The sequence below is a fragment of the Flavobacterium johnsoniae genome, assembly GCF_001879205.1.
GTDB lineage: Bacteria > Bacteroidota > Bacteroidia > Flavobacteriales > Flavobacteriaceae > Flavobacterium > Flavobacterium johnsoniae_A.
This window is the reverse complement of the sequence record NZ_MLFK01000007.1, coordinates 732,500-752,323: the sequence shown is the minus strand read 5'-3', so window position 1 is coordinate 752,323 and position 19,824 is coordinate 732,500. Positions and strand designations below refer to the sequence as shown.

19 protein-coding genes are annotated in these 19,824 nt (G+C 33.1%); 12 read left to right on the top strand and 7 right to left on the bottom strand.

The window, feature by feature from the left end; all coding sequences use genetic code 11:
* The first annotated feature begins 28 nt into the window (after nucleotides 1-28).
* The 12 genes from prmA to BKM63_RS14720 all read left to right on the top strand — a co-directional run bounded on the left by prmA (nucleotide 29) and on the right by BKM63_RS14720 (nucleotide 9,367).
* Complete coding sequence (prmA, locus tag BKM63_RS14775; RefSeq protein WP_071637318.1) at nucleotides 29-862, top strand: 50S ribosomal protein L11 methyltransferase; 834 nt, start codon at nucleotides 29-31, stop codon at nucleotides 860-862.
* A 37-nt stretch (nucleotides 863-899) separates the two neighbouring features.
* Entirely contained in the window at nucleotides 900-1,175 is a 276-nt protein-coding gene (locus BKM63_RS14770; protein ID WP_071637317.1) for an ATP-dependent Clp protease adaptor ClpS, read from the top strand.
* Between the two features lie 84 nt (nucleotides 1,176-1,259).
* Nucleotides 1,260-2,777 (top strand): WG repeat-containing protein, encoded by a 1,518-nt coding sequence (locus BKM63_RS14765; protein WP_071637316.1) that lies wholly within the window; start codon nucleotides 1,260-1,262, stop codon nucleotides 2,775-2,777.
* Between the two features lie 116 nt (nucleotides 2,778-2,893).
* Entirely contained in the window at nucleotides 2,894-4,174 is a 1,281-nt protein-coding gene (locus BKM63_RS14760) for a sterol desaturase family protein (RefSeq protein WP_071637315.1), read from the top strand.
* The gene (locus tag BKM63_RS14755) at nucleotides 4,174-4,854 is read left to right on the top strand and encodes a lysoplasmalogenase (protein WP_071637314.1); all 681 of its coding nucleotides are present in this window, start codon (nucleotides 4,174-4,176) and stop codon (nucleotides 4,852-4,854) included. The genes BKM63_RS14760 and BKM63_RS14755 overlap by 1 nt, the downstream gene beginning before the upstream one ends.
* Before the next feature lie 116 nt (nucleotides 4,855-4,970).
* On the top strand, nucleotides 4,971-5,423 hold the full coding sequence (locus tag BKM63_RS14750) for a 2-dehydro-3-deoxyphosphooctonate aldolase (protein WP_071637313.1): 453 nt from the start codon (nucleotides 4,971-4,973) through the stop codon (nucleotides 5,421-5,423).
* A gap of 27 nt (nucleotides 5,424-5,450) precedes the next feature.
* Entirely contained in the window at nucleotides 5,451-5,795 is a 345-nt protein-coding gene (locus BKM63_RS14745) for a hypothetical protein (protein ID WP_071637312.1), read from the top strand.
* 185 nt (nucleotides 5,796-5,980) lie between these two features.
* Complete coding sequence (kdsA, locus tag BKM63_RS14740; protein WP_071637311.1) at nucleotides 5,981-6,799, top strand: 3-deoxy-8-phosphooctulonate synthase; 819 nt, start codon at nucleotides 5,981-5,983, stop codon at nucleotides 6,797-6,799.
* 19 nt (nucleotides 6,800-6,818) lie between these two features.
* A complete protein-coding gene (locus tag BKM63_RS14735) occupies nucleotides 6,819-7,724 on the top strand; it encodes a hypothetical protein (RefSeq protein WP_071637310.1) in 906 nt (301 codons plus the stop codon).
* A gap of 109 nt (nucleotides 7,725-7,833) precedes the next feature.
* Nucleotides 7,834-8,514 carry a YiiX family permuted papain-like enzyme gene (locus BKM63_RS14730; RefSeq protein WP_071637309.1) on the top strand — a complete coding sequence of 227 codons (681 nt, stop codon included), beginning with the start codon at nucleotides 7,834-7,836 and terminating at the stop codon, nucleotides 8,512-8,514.
* Between the two features lie 89 nt (nucleotides 8,515-8,603).
* Nucleotides 8,604-9,056: a hypothetical protein gene (locus tag BKM63_RS14725; RefSeq protein WP_071637308.1), complete on the top strand. Its 453-nt coding sequence runs from the start codon at nucleotides 8,604-8,606 to the stop codon at nucleotides 9,054-9,056.
* Between the two features lie 5 nt (nucleotides 9,057-9,061).
* The gene (locus BKM63_RS14720) at nucleotides 9,062-9,367 is read left to right on the top strand and encodes a hypothetical protein (RefSeq protein WP_071637307.1); all 306 of its coding nucleotides are present in this window, start codon (nucleotides 9,062-9,064) and stop codon (nucleotides 9,365-9,367) included.
* A gap of 129 nt (nucleotides 9,368-9,496) precedes the next feature.
* Here the strand turns inward: BKM63_RS14720 and BKM63_RS14715 are convergent, their stop codons facing one another.
* From BKM63_RS14715 to BKM63_RS14685, 7 genes are all read right to left on the bottom strand, one after another.
* Nucleotides 9,497-10,888 (bottom strand): M20/M25/M40 family metallo-hydrolase, encoded by a 1,392-nt coding sequence (locus tag BKM63_RS14715; RefSeq protein ID WP_071637306.1) that lies wholly within the window; start codon nucleotides 10,886-10,888, stop codon nucleotides 9,497-9,499.
* Between the two features lie 166 nt (nucleotides 10,889-11,054).
* A complete protein-coding gene (locus BKM63_RS14710) occupies nucleotides 11,055-12,974 on the bottom strand; it encodes a discoidin domain-containing protein (RefSeq protein ID WP_071637305.1) in 1,920 nt (639 codons plus the stop codon).
* Nucleotides 12,975-13,005: 31 nt separating this feature from the next.
* Nucleotides 13,006-13,791: a glycerophosphodiester phosphodiesterase family protein gene (locus tag BKM63_RS14705; protein WP_071637304.1), complete on the bottom strand. Its 786-nt coding sequence runs from the start codon at nucleotides 13,789-13,791 to the stop codon at nucleotides 13,006-13,008.
* A gap of 91 nt (nucleotides 13,792-13,882) precedes the next feature.
* On the bottom strand, nucleotides 13,883-16,183 hold the full coding sequence (gene bglX, locus BKM63_RS14700) for a beta-glucosidase BglX (protein ID WP_071637303.1): 2,301 nt from the start codon (nucleotides 16,181-16,183) through the stop codon (nucleotides 13,883-13,885).
* A 10-nt stretch (nucleotides 16,184-16,193) separates the two neighbouring features.
* Nucleotides 16,194-16,907 carry a prolyl oligopeptidase family serine peptidase gene (locus BKM63_RS14695; protein WP_071637302.1) on the bottom strand — a complete coding sequence of 238 codons (714 nt, stop codon included), beginning with the start codon at nucleotides 16,905-16,907 and terminating at the stop codon, nucleotides 16,194-16,196.
* 6 nt (nucleotides 16,908-16,913) lie between these two features.
* The gene (locus BKM63_RS14690) at nucleotides 16,914-18,287 is read right to left on the bottom strand and encodes a glucoamylase family protein (protein WP_071637301.1); all 1,374 of its coding nucleotides are present in this window, start codon (nucleotides 18,285-18,287) and stop codon (nucleotides 16,914-16,916) included.
* A gap of 70 nt (nucleotides 18,288-18,357) precedes the next feature.
* Nucleotides 18,358-19,821, bottom strand: coding sequence for a RagB/SusD family nutrient uptake outer membrane protein (locus tag BKM63_RS14685; protein WP_071637300.1), 1,464 nt, complete (start codon nucleotides 19,819-19,821; stop codon nucleotides 18,358-18,360).
* Nucleotides 19,822-19,824: the final 3 nt, after the last annotated feature.

Here is a 19,824-nt window from a genome sequence, read left to right as displayed (position 1 = left end):
TATTCTTACCTTTGCAAAAAAATTATTTATGTCGAATATATATTTAGGATATCATTTTACAATTGAGCCAAAAGAACCGGGATCGGAAATTTTAATAGCAGAGTTAGGCGAAAAAGCGTTTGAGACGTTTACCGAAACTGAAAACGGAATTTCGGCTTATGTAAAAAAAGATTTATGGGATTCGACTATTCTGGATGATATTTATATTTTACAATCAGAAGAATTTAAAATTGAATATACGGTTGAAGAAATAGATCAGGTAAACTGGAACGAAGAATGGGAAAAGAATTTTGAAGCCATTGATGTTGACGGAAAATGCCACGTCCGCGCTCCTTTTCACGAAAAAACAGATGCTGAATTTGATATTGTAATCGAACCAAAAATGAGTTTTGGAACCGGTCATCATGAAACAACGCACATGATGATTCAGCATTTATTAGAAATGGATGTAAAAGGTCTTAAAACTCTTGATATGGGATGCGGAACAGCCATTTTAGCCATTTTAGCCGAAATGAAAGGTGCCGAACCAATTGATGCCATTGATATTGACAACTGGTGCTATCTAAATTCTATTGAAAATGCCGAACGCAATAATTGCAGGCATATTACCGTTTATGAGGGCGATGCTGCTTTATTAGCCGGGAAAAAGTACGATTTAATCATTGCCAATATTAACAGAAATATTCTCCTAAACGATATGCAGCAATATGTTGATAGTTTAAATAAAGACGGGATTATTTTGTTTAGCGGTTTTTATGAAGAAGATGTTCCTTTTATTGATGCTTCGTGTACAGAAAAAGGCTTAACGTATGTTAAAAAATTTGAAAGAAACAACTGGGTTTCATTAAAATACGTAAATTAGTTATTAGTAATTACAACAGTACAAAAAACTAGAAAAAATGAGTACTAAAGAAAAAGTAAGAGAAAGAGTTCGTGAGAAAGAAGCAACGGCATTCAATAACGAAATCATTGTTTACAACGACGACGTAAACACTTTTGACCATGTAATTGACACCTTAATGCGCGTGTGTGATCACACCTCTGAACAAGCAGAACAATGTTCCTTAATTGTACATTACAACGGAAAATGCACTGTAAAAACAGGGCCGATTGACAAATTAAAACCTCAATGTACACAACTTTTGGAAGCTGGACTTAGCGCCGAAATTGTTTAATTGCCAATAATTTAAAACGCATTCTAATTTGTTTTACACTAAAGCAAATTAGAATGCGTTTTCATTTTAAATAAAATTGAAATTATGAGAATTATCGCATTTCAAGCACTATTTTTTCTATCTTTTATTTCAAAAGGCCAGTCAAAATTTGAATCTCTTCGAAAAAAGCTAATCGAAAATAAAACATACGAATATGTTTATAAGTTTGAAAATAACTATGCGGTATTTCGAACTTTCAATAACAAAATGGGATTGATAGACAGCCTGGGAAACGTGGTTATCAAACCAACTTATGAGTATATTGATAATAAAGAAAATCTTAAAAATTTATTTGAAGCCGCTATCGTAGTCAATAAAAAGTATAAAAGAGGCTTTATCGACCTGCAAAACAGGGTTAAAATTCCTTTTGAATATGATGACATTTTCTATATGGGAAATGACCTGATCAGGGTTTCAAAAAACAACAAAACCGGTGTAGCAGATATAGAAAATAAGATTATTCTGCCTCTAAAATATGATTATATACAAAATCAGAATGGTATTTTGTTTGTTCAAACTAACAACGCAATTGATTTATTTGATTCTAAAGGAAAGCAGTTTACTAATTTTAAAGCTGCGGATATTGACTATTTTAAGAGTAAAAAATCTATCGTAACTCTTCCAAACAAAAACACATTTATAATTGATGATCAGGGAAATATAATTTTAAATCCCATTAAGAACCACCAATTCGAAAGAGTTTTGGAATCCGATTCTTATCTTATTAAGAATACTATTACAAAGAAAAGAGGCGTAATTAAATCTTCTGGTCAATATGAAATTGAATGTAAATACGATGAAATTTTGCCATCTGCCTCAATTTATGTTGTTCAGAATAATGGCAAAAGCGGTATTATAGATAAAAAAGATGCTGTTTTAAAACCTTTAATCTACGATCATATTTTTGCTGCATTTTATAAAGACAGTATTCATTTCGAAAATCAATATTTTGCTTACAAAGGTGATTTAAAAGGCATAATAAATCCATATTTAGAGAAAGAGATCATTCCTATTTCTTATAAAAATATAGAACAACTTTCCAAGTATTATATTACGGCCAATTCAGATAATAAAAACGGAATGTTTTCGTCAAACGGTGCGATTATAATTCCGGAGGATTATGAGTTCTATAATGTGTCTCCAAATAAAATTTTTGCTGTAAAAAACGCCAGGAAATACCTTCTTGCAATTGGAGACAATAGTTACAATGAAACAGAAGTATTTGCAGGTGAATTTGTTAAGGATAAATTTAGTTTTGGCGGATTTTCGAAAAGTAATTATCAGATTTTTAAAAATGAAAATAAATTTGGCATAATTAGTAACAGAAATGAAATTGTAGTTCCGGCTGAATTTGATTTCATTACCGAAATCTATTCTACTGGAGAATTCATTGTTCAAAAAAACAAAAAATACGGAATTGTAAGTTCTGGCAATCAAGTGCTCTTAGAATTAAAATATGATACTTTTAAAATAATTAAGGAAGTAGTTAAATTTGAAATTAAGAATCAAAAAACAAAAAAATTCTATTCAGTTGATTTTTCTAAAGAAAATAATACTATTTGAATTTCATTATTCGAGTCCAATTTAAACCTTAAATTGTATTTGATGGTTTAATTTTTCAATAATTTAAAAAACATTCTATTTTATTTTATATTTGAAATAAAATAGAATGTTTTTTTATGGAAGAGTATGGAAAAATATTAATTATCGCAATGCCTATTTTTTTAGTATTAATTGTAATTGAAAAAATATACGGCATTTATAAAAAGAATGATACCGCTCCATTAATTGACAGCGTTTCCAGTATCAGTTCCGGAATTACCAATTCTGTAAAAGATGTTTTAGGATTGAGCGTTACTTTTCTTTCCTACGAATGGATGGTTTCTAAAATTGCTGTTTTTCATCTCGAAGCCAACATATTGTCCTATTGTATTGCCTTTTTTGTTATCGATTTTTATGGTTATTGGAGCCATAGATTGGCACATCAGATTAACTTTCTTTGGAACAAACATGCGATTCATCACAGTAGTGAAGAGTTTAATCTTGCCTGTGCGCTTCGTCAGCCTATTGCGAGTTTAGTTAACTTATTTACTTTTTTACTGATTCCAGCCGCCATATTGGGCGTTCCCGCATCTGTAATAGCGATTACATTACCTCTTCATTTATTTTTACAATTTTGGTATCATACCAAACACATAAAAAAAATGGGATTTGTAGAAAAAATTCTCGTAACACCTTCGCATCATCGTGTTCATCACGCTATAAACCCGGAATATTTAGACAAAAACCACTCGCAGATTTTTATTTTCTGGGATAAACTTTTTGGTACTTTTCAGGAAGAATTAGATGATGTGCCGCCTGTTTTTGGAATCACAAGACCCGCAAATACATGGAATCCGATAAAAATTAATTTTCAGCATTTAACCTTATTGATTAAAGATGCCTGGAGAGCCGAAAACTGGAAAGACAAACTAACTATATGGTTTAAACCAACCGGATGGCGCCCTGAGAATTTTGAAGAAAAATATCCTGTAAACAAAATCGAAAATGTTTTTGATTTTAATAAATACGGAACCCAAAATTCGCAAAAACTTATTCTTTGGTCAGTTGCACAAATTTTAATTACACTTTTATTTGTGAGTTATTTATTTGAGAATATTGCCAAAATTGGCCTGCCTGCTATTTTTATATATGGCTTTTTTATTCTGGTTACCATTTACAGCAATTCTGAATTAATGGATAAAAGTAAATATGCTGTTTTTTGGGAAGGGTTCAGATTGTCTATCGCAGTAAGCATTATAACTTTTTATGGCGGTTGGTTTGGTTTAAACAGTATTTTTTCTTTCAGTAATTATATAATTATAGGTTACTTAAGTTTATCCATTTTAGTAACGATTTACTTTGTGACTGTCGATTTCAAAAACAACCAAAACCAAACCATAAAACCATCAACCGCATAATGAAAAACGTTATATTTTTTAAAATTTATATTGCATTCAGCACTATTTATATACTGATTTTATATCTGGGATATGAAAGTCTAGACTGCTTTTTAAAACCAGCTTTAATTCCACTTTTAATCTTGGGAGTATATTTTTCGAAAAAATTTCGAACACAGAATATTCTATTAACAGCGCTTCTCTTTTCCTGGATTGGTGATGTCGTTTTACTCTTTGCAGATATTGCCGAAATATATTTTATTCTAGGCTTAGTTTCTTTTTTACTTTCCCACCTTCTCTATCTGGTGCTTTTCAATAAACAGATTAAAGAAAAAATAAAACGGAATGCTGTTATCTTTATGATTGGAAGTATTCTTATTGGCTGCTATCTAATCGGAATGCTGTCGGTTTTATTACCGTCGCTGGGTGACTTAAAAATTCCCGTAGTGGTTTACGCCAGCATAATTTCGATTATGCTTTTGTTTGCCTACAACGGGCTTTTAATTTGGAAAAAACCAGCAAACCAATACGTGTTTTTTGGTGCTTTATTTTTCGTGATTTCAGATAGTATTTTGGCTCTCAATAAGTTTCATACTCCAATTAAAAAAAGTTCCTTTATTATTATGCTCACTTATCTTGTGGCACAATATCTGATTGTGATTGGTATATTAAAACTAAATTCAAAAAAGGAATTACAATAACACACGGATAACAGAGATTAAACGAATTATCTACGAACTATTTTTAATTTTCTTTTTGAATTTACGATCTGTAGTAAAAACCATTTACATTTGTGTGACCAAACTAAACCTCAACCATGAAAAAAACTGCCCTTTTTATTATTTTAATACTTACCGCAACCTCATGTATCAGCACAAAATCTACTCTGAAAAATGTAGACGATAATGCTCCTGATCTTGTACTGAATAAAAATAATACGTTCGTAATTTCATTATTCAGCAAAGACAAAAAATACGGCTATGATCCAGATTATCCTGTTAATATATTCTTTAGAAATACTCGCGACGAAACTGTAAACGAAATCCGTTTTTTGAATGCTTTAGCCGGACCAAATGGAGAAAAAATCACCTATAAACGTTTAGAAACCTGTTGTCCTTTCCCAACTAAAAGAAGCGATATGGGCGCCGGATTTTTAAATGTCTACGAACTGACTTGGGAAGGTCAAAAAAAACCCGTAACACTGTATTTGAATATTTACGAAAAGGGAATTTTAATGGTTCCGATGGGTTTGACGTTGAAAAAGGAATAAATTTATAGGTTAATAAAATCAATATCAATGTTGGGAATCATTTCTTTAATCTTAATTCTTTTACCGATAATATTTCAATTTATTTATGGAACAAAAGCCATTTATAAAACCACTTCATTAAAGTTTGTAAATGTATCTTTAATTAGTTTTGCTGCGCAGATACTATTGTCAATTGTATATTATTACATTTCTTATTATAATTTTTCAAAATATTTTGAGGAACATCCAAACGCGACAAGATGCGGTACAGGATTAGCGGCGTCTATTTTTGGTTTGTTTTTTTTAATAGCAGTTCTTATTGGAGTTATACTTGTTCAATATATCATTATGATCTGGAAAAAATACAGGATGAGTTTAAAAGCTGATAATTAAAATAAATGAAAATTGTGTTTCTATTTTTCTATTACATTCAGTATAAAATCTTATAAAAAACAATCAAAAAAAACAAATAAAGAAAAATACTACATATTTAACTTTTATTGCTCTTAAAATAATCATAAATCTTCATCTCGTATTCATAAATCATAACTACCTTTGCAGTGCAAAAAAATAACTTTATGAATTTACAACATATCCCACAAATTAAGCATACTGACAGCGGGAATTTCTTTTTACTGGCGGGGCCTTGCGCCATCGAAGGAGAAGAAATGGCTCTTAGAATTGCTGAAAAATTAGTTGGTATTACCGACAATCTTCAGATTCCCTATGTTTTTAAAGGATCTTTTAAAAAAGCAAACCGTTCCAGAATTGATAGTTTTTCCGGAATTGGAGATGAAAAAGCTCTAAAAATTTTAAGAAAGGTTTCAGAAACTTTTCACATCCCTACTGTAACAGATATTCATACAAATGAAGATGCTGATATGGCGGCACAATACGTAGATGTTTTACAAATTCCTGCATTTTTAGTTCGTCAGACTGATTTAGTTGTAGCGGCTGCAAATACCGGAAAAGTGGTCAACCTTAAAAAAGGACAATTCATGAGTCCAGAAAGCATGAAACATGCCGTACAAAAAGTATTAGACTGTAATAATGAGAATGTTATGGTTACAGATCGTGGTACTATGTTTGGATACCAGGACATGATTGTTGACTACAGAGGAATTCCTACTATGCAGCAATATGCTACTACGGTTTTAGATGTTACCCACTCGTTACAACAACCAAATCAAACTGCCGGAGTTACAGGAGGAAGACCAGACATGATCGAAACTGTAGCAAAAGCTGGTATTGCAGTAGGTGTTGATGGTATTTTTATCGAAACACATTTTGATCCTGCAAACGCAAAAAGTGATGGTGCTAATATGCTTCATTTAGACTATTTTGAAGGTTTAATGAATAAGTTAGTTGCTATCAGAAAAACTGTAAACGCCTTTTAATTTATAATACTTAAGTTCTTTGAAAACAAAAATTTTATTTTTCTTTCTGGCTTGTGTTTCATTAAACACTTTTGCTCAGGAAGAAATCCCAGTACAAAAATACACTGCTCATAATAAAGGAAAATTCTTTGTGATGTGGGGCGGAAATAGAGAAAGTTACTCAAAATCTGATGTGAATTTTAGAGGTAAAGATTATAACTTTACTGTTAATAACATGGCAGCTCATGATAAACCAAAAGGATGGCATGTTGATTACATCAATCCTGCAAACATGACAATTCCACAGACCAATTTAAGACTTGGCTACTTTATCAGTGATCATTACAGTGTTACCATTGGTGTTGACCACATGAAGTATGTAATGAGCCAAAATCAGACAGCTAATGTTAATGGTTATATTAATTTACCAGCTGATCAAGCTGGATCTTTTTACAATGGTGACTACAATAACACTCCTGTAGATATGTCTCTATATGGCGCTAAAGAAGGTGGTTATGATAAAGGTACTGCTCAGGGATATCCTCCTGCTTTTTTAATGTACGAACACACAGATGGTTTAAACTACATTAATACTGAAGTTTCAAGATTTGATGATATTTCGAAACTATTTAGTCTTCCTAATATCGATAAAGTTCAGATTAACTTAACTGAAGGTCTTGGAGCAGGGATTTTATATCCTAAGACCAATACAACACTTTTAGGCAAAGAGCGTCATGATGATTTTCATGTTTCTGGCTACGGTGTTTCGGCAAAAGCTGGTATCAATGTTACTTTTTTCAAACACTTCTACGTTCAGGGAGAGTTAAAAGGAGGTTATATCAATATGCAGGATATTAGAACAAGTGTCAGCAATGATGACAGGGCTTCACAAGACTTTTTCTTCTTCCAGCGAATTATTGCTGTTGGAGGTATTTTTAGAATCTAAGTCATATTTCAAAAATATATTTTTAAAATAGTTATCATTTATTTGGTAACTATTTTTTTTATTATTTACTTTGTAACTCAAAGTACTTTACTTGATATCTGAACAAATTATGAAAAAACAAAAATATCTTTTTCTCATCATCACATTCGCGCTAAGTTTTGGGCTTGCTTTATTTGTGGCAGTGAAAGTTTTTCCGAATAATCCATTTAACAAAACAAAAAAGGAACAAACGACTGCTTTAAGTAAATTTCAGGATGGAGACATCATATTACAAACCTCACAATCAGCTCAATGCGAAGCGGTTAAAATTGCCACTAATTCTAAGTTTTCTCATTGCGGCATTGTTTACAACATAAACGGAAATTGGTTTGTTTTTGAAGCTGTACAACCCGTAAAACTTACACCGATTGATGAATGGATTAAGCATGGAAAAGACAATAAATATGTTGTGAAACGATTAAAAAATGCTGCTGCTATTTTAACGCCCGTTGTTCTTCAAAAAATGAAAGATTACAGTCAGCAATTTGATGGAAAAGATTATGACGCCTATTTTGAGTGGACGGATACTAAAATCTATTGCTCCGAATTGGTTTGGAAAATCTATAAAAATGCGGCCGGAATTGAATTATCAAAACTAAGAGAATTGAAAGAATTTAATTTAGAAGATCCAAGAGTTCAAAAAATAATAAAGGAAAGATATGGTAATAATGTTCCGCTGAATGAAAAAGTGGTTGCTCCCTCTGACCTTGCCGATTCTGACTTACTCGTAACTGTAGTAGACAATTATTAAAAATCAGTAAAAAGCTAATTTACAAACCAATTGGCTTTTTTCTTTATCATTTTACTTTGAATTTCAAAGAACTTTTAACTAGCCAAACTATGAGAGATTATTTAATTGAAAGATTGTACGAATGCACAAAAAAGCCTTATCAAAAATATTTTAAGAAAAGTGAACCGTGGGAAGTCAACAAATCTGAGTTATTACACTATCCTGAAAATAGTTTAGGGTTTGGTTTAGGAACTTTTCTTTTTAAAAATCATTTTGATATTCAGGAAAAACTGGAAGATCATGATATTATTCATGTCTTAACTAATACCGGAATTTCTGTTTATGAGGAAATAGGAATGCAGTATTATCTTTTAGGAAACGGCAAGAAAAGCTTGTATTTGTTTATGGTTATTTTATCCGGAACATTATTTTACCCCAAAAAACTCCGTTATTTTATACAGCAATTTAAAAGAGGCAAGCGGGCGCTTCCGTTTTATTATCTCGATTTTTCTAAAATGCTATTTACGCCAATTGAATCTATTCAGCAATCTTTTAAAATTTAAAAATCATGAAAACTATTAGTAACAAACGTTTTGAAGAAAAACAGTCTTTTGAACTTGCAATTGCGACCTTTATTATAAGTACTATTTTGTTTGTACTGTACATTGGTTTCAATCAAAATGCAAATGTCCTGGTCATTGCGTGGCCTTTTGCAGCATCACTTTTAATTTTAAATACAATTATGTTTGTGCATTTAACAGACCGATTTATTCATCTGCCCGAACAACGACGAGATATTGCCTTCAAAATATTATTACTGCTTTCTAATACTCCAATTACGTTTTTATATTATTTGATTGTGATGAAATTTTAATTTTTGAGATGTTCAAATATAAATCGTTGCTACGAATACTTGCACAATTCAATTCATCAGGGGATTAAATAAAACAAAAAAGCGGCAAGTTTACACTTACCGCTTTTGACTTTTTATAATTGCAGCATTTTAATTTGCTGTTGGAAGCACAATTCCATTTTGATCAATCAAATACATTAGTGATGCCATTGTAGCGGCACCAAGTTCTAATTCTCTTTTATTGATCGCATCAAATTTATCATTTGCTGCGTGATGATAATCGAAATAGCGTTGTGAATCTGGTTTTAAACCTGCTTTTACAATCGCTTTAGACGTTAAATGACTAATATCTGATCCTGCATGCCCAATTGTAAAACTGTGTACTAAATAAGGCTCAAAAAAATCTTTGTATCCTTGAATCTTTTTCAGGTTAGCATCATCAGCTTCAATAGAAAATCCTCTAGGACTAAATCCGCCTGAATCGCTTTCTAAAGCAAAAATATGGTTCTCCTTCTTTTGTTTTGAAACTTCTTCATATTTTGCACCGCCTTTTCCACCGTTCTCTTCATTCATAAACAAAACTACACGAATGGTGTTTTTTGGTTTATAATTTAAGTTTTTAAGTATGCGGATAACTTCCATACTTTGCACCACTCCTGCTCCATCATCATGAGAACCATCTGCCAAATCCCAAGAATCTAAGTGTCCGCCCACAACCATAATGTTGTCAGGGTTTACTGTTCCTGTTAATTCTCCAATTACATTATGAGATAATACATCCGGAAGCGTTTCGCAAGATTGTTTAAAATAAAATTTTAAAGCAGGATTTACTTTTAAAGATTTACTTAATAATTCTGCCCCATTTGTACTGATTGCTGCAGTTGGAATGTATTGTTCTTTTGGAAGATCACCATAACTTTGCGCTCCTGTATGAGGAAAATCGTCTAAACGTAAATTCATAGAACGAACAATTGTTCCTACCGCTCCAAGCTTTGCCGCTTCTTTTGCACCGGCATATCTTTGATCTACACAAGCTCCGTAAGAGGTAAATGTTTCGATATTTTCAGGATTCATTGGTCTGTTGTAAAAAACAATTTTTCCCTTTACTTTATCAGCTCCAAGTTCGCCCAATTCTTTGATTCCCTGTACTTCGATTATTTCTGCTGTAAGTCCCGTTTTTGGAGTTGCAACAGATCCGCCTAAAGCGCAGATTGGTACAGTAGTTTTTACTTTCCCATCTAAGATGTATGCGGTTTCTTTTTCTCCTCTAACCCAATGAGGTACCATCACTTCTTGTAAATACACTTTATCAAGACCAAGATTTTCTAATTGTCTTTTTGTATAATCTACTGCTTCTGCTGCTCCTTTTGATCCAGATAAACGACTTCCAATATCATTTGATAAATATTCTAACCAAGAATAGCATTTGGCCTCGGTTAAAGCTTTTTTGTAAAATAATTTAATGTTTTTTTCATCATTTGACTGCGCAAACAATGTCAATCCGTTTATAACTAAAGCAGTTAAAAGAATCGTTTTTTTCATAGTTTTTATAGCGTTTTGGGGTTACACTCCAATTTTTGGTATCTTACAAAGAAACAAAAATTCTATAGAACTGTCAGAGTTTTTTTGCAGCCTTTTCTCAAAAAAAAACTCCAATTACAACCTTATGATTTATAATTGGAGTTTTTATCATTTTAATAAAATAAAACTATTTTACTTCGATAATCTTATTTTTTGTGCCAATGCCGTTTTCATTAAAAGGTTCAATTGTAAAATAATACTTTGTTCCTTTATCCAGGCCTCTAAAGTCATACGAATTCTCTCCGTACACCATAATATTATTGTACAATTTATCAGGAGCGATTCCGTAGTAAATCGTATAACCTACTGCATCATTTTGTTTTTTCCAGGAAATCATGGCATTTCTTGAATCCGCTTTATTTCGATCTACTTTAAACGAATTAATCGCTTTTGGTTTTTCTAATAACCCGTTTCCAAAAACCCTGAAATCTGAAATGGCAAACAATCCAGAGGCATTGTGAATGTTTTCCATTTTGATATATCGCGCTTTAATTGATTTTGTTAATTCTACATAATCATGTGGTACATCTTTATCGTTTTTAGATTTATCTATTACTAAAGTCCAGTTTTTTGCATCATCAGACATAAAGATTTTATATTGGTAATAAATATCCATCGCTTTATTAAACTGAGTTGCTTTATGATCAGCATAATTTATCTGCAGTGCTTTGATTTCCATTTGTCGGCCTAAATCCATTTGAAGCCATTCTCCCGGATTGCTGGTTTTGGCAGACCAATAGGTTTGAATGTTTTCATCGGTTAAATTTTCGGCACCGTAACAGAATTTCTCATACACTTTTTTGCCGCCGTTATCCATTCGGTGAGTTTCTACTTCCATACAATCTTCAGAAGAAGAAACGGTTACCGGTTTTTTATACGAAAGGAGCATCCAGCCTGATGAAGCACCTTTTGTCTGATCACGTTCCTGAGTTGGCAGTACAATTGGAAAATCTCCATAAGAAGTAATCGAATACATTACATCATCTTTATCAAATCCTGCAGGAAACATATCTATACGACGCTCAAAACGGTCTTTAATAGAAATTTTACAAGTTCCGGTATTCCAATAATTTCCGTAATTATCTGCAAATGTATTTCCGTGTCCGGCTCCTATTACAAATCCGCCTGGTTTATAAGACATTGGATTATGTTTCTGATAGGTAAATGGCCCCAGCGGATTATCTCCAACATGAACACCGTTTGCGTAACCTTTAAATTCTGTTGCTGGTGCACCATATTGCATATAATACTTTCCGTTATGTTTCGTCATCCATGCTCCTTCGATAAAATTACCCCAAGGTGCCGGTTCCATGTCATTATTTGGTCCAAAACGCTCCCAGCCATGATTTGCCGGATCTAAGATGGCAACTTCTTTTATCTGGCCATAAGGACGCTGAATATCTTCTACTTCGGTTGCTTTATATAATTGAGCATAATCGGCCTGATTTCCTTTTGGAAGCCATGTATTGTAGTCAACCTCAACTCCCACAAGAGGCAGTTTCCCGCTTGAGCCATAATACATATAAACTTTTTTATCATCATCCTGAAAGATCGCAGGATCCCATGTTGGCAGCATTGCTTTGTCTACATGACGTGTCCATCTCCCAGATTTAGGATCGGCTGTTTTCCAGATTGGATGGTCTCTTTTCCAGGTTGACCCTACGTAAAACAAAGTATCATTTACAACCCACGCAGCAGGTGCGCATTGGTCATCATCACCCGGCTGTCTTTGAAAGCTTCCGTAAACAAAATTCCAGTCTGACATATCTTTACTCCAAAAAAATCCTGCCTGATTGGTCGCAAATAAATAATATTCGCCTTTATAGGTAATAATTACCGGATCTGCGCTTGAACGGCGCGATTCAGTGATTCCGTTATGATTATGGGTTGTGTAATTATATCCAATGTTAATTGGGTTACAAAATGTCGTGGCTGGTTTAGCAGGATCAAACCATTCGGTTTTTCCTAAATTTTGTGCCAAAAGATTGTGATTGAAAAGTATCACAAATAAAATTGGCAATGTCAACAGTCTATATACTCTTTTCATGTTTATTTTTGTATTTGCAAAGCTTAAAAGATTATTTTTTCACTTTTAATCTTTCCTTTAATAACTCTGGTTCATTTGTGGTGATATAATTGAATTTATGATCAATAATCCAATCCATATCAGCAGCTTCATTAACTGTCCAGGCATTTAGAATAATGTTATTCTCTTTTGCTTCTTTAATCCATTCCGGATGTTTTTTAAAGAATGAATAATGATAATCAACGCCATTAATATTGTCCGCTTTTACTTCTTTGGGAGATTTATTTCCTTCTAGGTATTGTAAAACCGTTTTTGGATCAACTGCTCTAATTTGTTTTAGAATTTCGTAATCAAAACTTATGTAGCAGGTATTTTTATCTGCTTTTAGTTTTTTAATTGTTTCAACCGACATTAATGCCGTTTTTTTTCCTCTTTCTTTACTGATTTCCGAAGGTTTTATTTCACAGACTAAAAGTGTGTGTTTGTTGTTTTGCTTACCCTCAGTAATATATTCGTGTAAGGTTGGAAGTTTTTCTCCATTAGAAAGTTTAAACTTTATTAAATCAGCATAATTGGTTTCTTCAATAAGTAGTTTATTATAATGCGCATCATGATTAATTACAAGCGAATCATCAGCTGTTCTCCAAACGTCAAATTCTGAACCGGGAAGTTTTAAATCAATTGCATGCCTTAAAGATGCTATAGAGTTTTCAGGAAGATTATTTTTCTTCCATGCACCGCGATGTGCTACTATTGCATTCTCTTTTACCGAGCACGATTGAAAAGCTATTGTTAGGGTTAAAAAAAGTGATATTCTGAGTCTTTTAGTAGTGTTCATTATTTTAAAATTATAATTTATAAAAAATGTTCTTTTATGAAAAAGCCCTCCGTCAACCAAACGAAGGGCTCTTTACTAATCAATAAACCAACTATTTAGTTAACTCAAAACTAACTTTCTTGTCGGCAGTTGAATTTCCTCCAACGAAAATATCAAACTGTCCAGGTTCTGCTACGAATTGTAAATCAGAATTATAAAATTTTAAATCTTCAACCGTGATATCAAAAGTCACTGTTTGTTTTTCACCTTTTTTAAGTGTTATTTTTTGGAAACCTTTTAGTTCTCTAACTGGTCTAGTTACTGACCCAACTAAATCTCTAATGTATAATTGAACTGTTTCTTTTCCGTCAAAGTTTCCAGTATTTGTTACATCTACTGTTACTTTTAATTTTCCGCTGAAATTCATTTTATCAGAAGAAATTTTCAAGTTTGAATAATCAAAAGTAGTGTAGCTTAAACCAAATCCGAATGGGAATAAAGGCTCATTTCTTTCGTCAATATAGTTTGATCTGAATTTCTCAAATTTTCCTTCAGAATTAGAAAGTGGTCTTCCTGTATTTTTGTGAGCATAATAAATTGGAAGCTGTCCAACGCTTCTTGGGAAAGTAGATGTTAATTTTCCAGAAGGATTTACATCTCCAAATAAAACATCAGCAATTGCATAACCAGCTTCTGTACCGGCGAACCAAGCATTTAGAATAGCAGGAACTGTTTTTTCTTCGTCAGTAATCACTAATGGACGACCGTCAAACAATACTAAAACAACTGGTTTTCCTGTTTTTAATAACGCATTTAATAAATCTTTTTGTGCTTGTGGAATTTCTAAATTTGTACGGCTGCTAGATTCTCCGCTCATTTCTGCAGATTCTCCCAGTGCAGCAACGATTACATCAGATTGCTGTGCAACTTTTAAAGCTTCTGCTAATAATTCTTCTTTAGAACGTGCATCACGGTGTAACGTTTTTCCAAACATTGTTGCATTAGTTTCAAAAGTTTCATCGTAATCTAAATTACTTCCTTTTGCATATAAAACTTTTGTTCCTGCTCCTGCAACTTCTTTAATACCTGCTAATAATGAAACAGCATTTTCCATTTTAGTAGCTACACTCCAAGTTCCCGGCATATTTTCTTTAGCATCAGCTAATGGCCCGATTAAACCAATTGTTCCAGATTTTTTAAGTGGTAACAATTGATTTTGATTTTTTAACAATACCAATGATTGTGCTGCAATCTGGCGGGCTTCTTTTCTGCTGTCTGCAGTAAAGATTTCAGTTTTAGCTCTTTTCTCGTCACAATATTTATATGGATCCTGGAATAATCCTAAATCATATTTAGCTTCTAAAATAAGTTTAACTGCATTGTCGATTGTTTCGATAGTTACTTTTTTCTCGTCTAAAGATTTTTTTAAAGTTGTTAAGAAACCTTCTCCAACCATATCCATTTCAACACCTGCGTTTAATGATAAAGCAGAAACAGCTTGAAGATCACCCATTCCATGTTCGATCATTTCTGGAATTCCGGTAAAGTCAGTTACTACAAAACCTTTAAAGCCCCATTGTTTTCTTAAAACATCTGTCATTAACCATTTATTTCCTGTAGCAGGAATTCCGTCAATTTCATTGAAAGAAGCCATTACCGAACCTACCCCGGCATCAACTGCTGCTTTATAAGGAGGGAAATAATCATTAAACATTCTGATATGGCTCATATCGACAGTATTGTAATCACGTCCACCTTCTGGTGCTCCATACAATGCAAAGTGTTTTACACAAGCTAAGATTGAGTTGTTTTTTGAAAGATCGTGTTGTTGGTATCCGTTTACCATTGCTTTAGCAATCTGGCTTCCTAAATACGGATCTTCTCCTGATCCTTCAGAAACTCTTCCCCAGCGAGGATCACGAGAAACGTCTACCATTGGAGAAAACGTCCAGTTGATTCCGTCCGCACTTGCTTCTTTTGCCGCAATTTGCGCACTTCTTTCAATTAAGGCCATATCCCAGGTACAAGATAAACCTAACGGAATTGGAAATGTTGTCTCATAACCGTGAATAACATCCATACCAAAAAGCAATGGGATTTTTAAACGGCTTTTTTCGACAGCAATTTTTTGTACCTCTTTAATTTTTTGTACTGATTTTATGTTGAACAAACCGCCTACTCTTCCTTCAGCAATATTTTTTGCAACATTTGAGCTGTTTGCCTGACCTGTTGTAATATCCCCTGATGTTGGTAAATTTAACTGTCCTAATTTCTCATCTAATGTCATTTTTGACATTAATTCTGCTACAAACTCCGACTTAGGTTTAATTTTTACTGTACTTTTTGTGCTCTTTTTTTGAGCGTAACCCAAAACAGCACATCCTAAAAAAAGTAAGACTAATTTGTTTTTCATTCTATTTTATTTATTTGTTCGTATTCTGTTTCTTCTGTTTAAACATCCAGTTATAAATTTCTGGATTGTCGTAAACTTTTGTCCAGCTGTCATGTCCTGCATCATCAAAAATGGTTAACTGAACATCTTTTGCATTGCATTTTTTTAATTCTTTATAAATAGCAATTGCATAATCAACTTTTACTACATCGTCTAATAATCCGTGAAAAATTCTCGTTGGAATATTAGCAATTTTACAAGCACTTTCTAATTCGATTAAATCAACAAAACCTGAAATTGGTACTAATGCTGCAAACTTATCAGGATATGAAAGTGCTAAATTCCAAGCTGCCCAGCCACCAGAACTTAATCCTGTAACATAAATTCTCTCAGGATCTATTTTATTCTCTTTCTGAACTTTTAAAATCAGTTCATAAATAGATTCAATACTCCATTTTTCATCTTCTTTACATTGAGGAGCCAAAATATAAGCATCTAATTCATGTGTCTTTAAATATTTCAAAGGACCATGAATTTTTACTTTTTCAAGATCTGTTCCTTTTTCTCCGTCACCTGAAATAAAAACGATTAACGGCTTCTGTTCTTTTGTATTAGCCGGTTTGTGTAATATGTATCCTAATTCATTATTCGTTACAATAACTGTTTTTATTTTTCCCGACGTTTCACGTTGCGCAAAACTAAATACAGAAATAAACAGGAATAATAAGCTTAAGTTATATTTCATAAAAAATTAGATTCCGTATTTTCCAGATTTAAATCCAAGTTTTGTTAAACCTTGTTTTACTTCCGGGGCATTCATAAATAATTTCCATAATAATCCTGTACGGTAATTTTCTAACATTACAACTTCAGGCCCCTGGTCAATTGCTAAATAACGTTTTGCAACCCAATTATTCCCTAAACTTAGTGCGTCATAAAAACCAGCATTACCCCAAGTTTCTGTTTTATGATTTTCGTAAAGATTTCTCATTACTACAAGTGATTCCTTTGGTGTATAAACAATTGAACTGATTGATGCTGTTGGCGAAATAACACCTTGATCGTTACTTGGCATGTGTGCATTATAACCAATTGAACCATCAGGATTTCTAGAATAAGACGCTGTTAATCCCCAGTAGTTTGGTCCATAACCGTCTATTTTCTTAGGATTCTCAACACAATATTCATAATTGATTTTGGTTTGGTTTACATTCAAGTCCCAATAATTTGCATACTTATCACTCAATTGATTTGGATCCAGACCTACATAAGAGTAATGTGCCCAGAATAAAGGTCCGCCAAATTCTTCGGCTCCATTATGTTTTAAAACTAGAGGAATATTATATTTTGTTTTAGCAGAAACAATTCCGCCGCTTCTAGCCCATCCTTCGTGATATGCTTTTGCATCGATTGTATGTGTTGGAGAAGATGCCGCTAACACATAAGTTATCAAACATTCATTATAACCTTCTAAAGGAAAATTCATCTGCCAATCATAAGAAGGAGACCAATGCCAATACAAAACATTTTTATTATTTGTATACCATTGCCAGTCAACACCTTTCCAAAGTGCATCAAATTTTTGTGCTACCGCTTTTTCTTTTTCAGACCCATCTTTAAGGTATTCACGAACGGTAATCATCCCTGCAACCAAAAATGAAGTTTCGACTAAATCGCCGCCATTATCCTTGGTTCCAAAAGGTTTTACTTTTCCTGTATTTCCATCGATCCAGTGTGACCATGCGCCATGAAAACGATCTGCCTTGCCTAAAAAATCTGCAATTTTGTTAAGTCTCTCCACCCCTTGTTCTTTGGTAATATAACCTTGAGACATACCCGAAACCAATGCCATTAATCCAAATCCAGAACCTCCTGTTGTAACAATATTGTCATCATTTTCAGGATAAACTCCATCAGGATGGTAACGTTCTCTCGCTAAACCGGAATTAGGCTCTGCATAATCCCAGAAGTATTTAAAAGTTTGTTTTTGAACAACCTCAATAAGCTGTTCATCAGTTAATGCAACACCAGAAGTATTTTCTTCTGCATTTCCTTTCGATTTCTCTGCATTTGATCCACAACTAAAAAAAGTAAAAGCTAAAAATAAAACTGAAATTCTAATCATTATAAAAATTTAAATTGATAAATAAATCACTCCCCTTAGTGATCTAAGGGAAGTGATTTTAAGATTTTGATTAATACCCCCCAGGGTTTTGGTCAGAAAGTCCATTTGCTTCTCTTAAGAACGAAGTTGGTATAGGCCACAACTCATGTTTTCCAACAATAAAATTTTTACCATCTGCAGCCATAGCCGCTTGTGCTTGTCCTGTTCTAACAATATCAAACCATCTGTCATGCTCAAAAGCAAATTCTAATCTTCTTTCTTTATAGATTGCTTTTCTAATATCTGATTGAGAAGTAAAAGGAGTATCTCCTAAACCTGCTCTTTTACGAATTTGATTTACTAAAGGAATAGCACTTGAAGTATCTCCTAATTCGTTCAAAGCTTCTGCTTTCATTAATATTACTTCAGCGTATCTTAAATATCTAAGATTTGTATCTGTAAATTCCTGATTGTAAAAAGCTGATGAATATGCTTTATAGTTGTATCTTGGATTTGCTACAGTTGATGGTACAGGTGTTCCATCGTATAAAACTGAACCTCTGAAAATAATTGTAGCTGCTCTTCTAACATCTCCTGGTTCATAAGCATCTGCTAATCCTTGTGTTGGTGTGTTGAATCCCCAACCCCAACCTCCGGCACCACGCGGAGCTTGAGAAACTGTATAATTACCAATTCCAAATCCAGGGCTAGAAGTAGAACCTACTCCATTAATTTCAAAAATAGATTCCGGACCAAATTCTCCTTCTTTTTTATATTGTAACGAATAATCAGAAACTAAAGAATACCCCGTTACTTTATCACAATTGTCAATTACAGCCTGCCATTTTTTCTGATACAAACTTACTTTCGCCAATAAAGCATAAGCTGATCCTTTAGAAACTCTAACAACATCTGCTCCAGTGTAAGCTGATTTTAAAGGCAAAGCTTCGATAGCATCATTTAAGTCTTTTTCTATGAAAGCATAAACTTCTGCTGGTGATTTACGTGTTAATTGCATTTTTCTATCTTCTTCAGAAATTGGAACAAGAGCTAAATGATCTACAATAGGAACTCCGCCATATCCTTTTACTAAAGTAAAATACATAAAAGCTCTCAAGAACTTCGTTTCTCCTACTAATCTTGCTTTTAAAGTAGCTGATGCCTTATCTAATTTAGGAAACATCTCTAATGCTTGATTACATCTGTTGATTCCTGCATAATTAGCATTCCAAGTAGACTGAAATGATGGAGTTGAAGCGTTATAAGTTAAAGCATCAACAATATCTTTATCTCCTCCAGCATCTCCCGGGTCAGAACCTTTATCAGCATCATCACTGATAATACTTGAAACGGCATTCCATCCAAAAGAAGACATTTCCCATCCTAAAAATTGATTGTAAATTGCAGTTACAAAACCTGTAGCTCCTGCATCGCTATTCACTAAATTAGGATCTGCAGGAATAGCCTCTGTTGGTTCTACATCTAAGAAATCGTCTGAACATCCAGAAAAAAGTAATCCAGACAGAACAAACATTGATATATATAATTTTTTCATAAT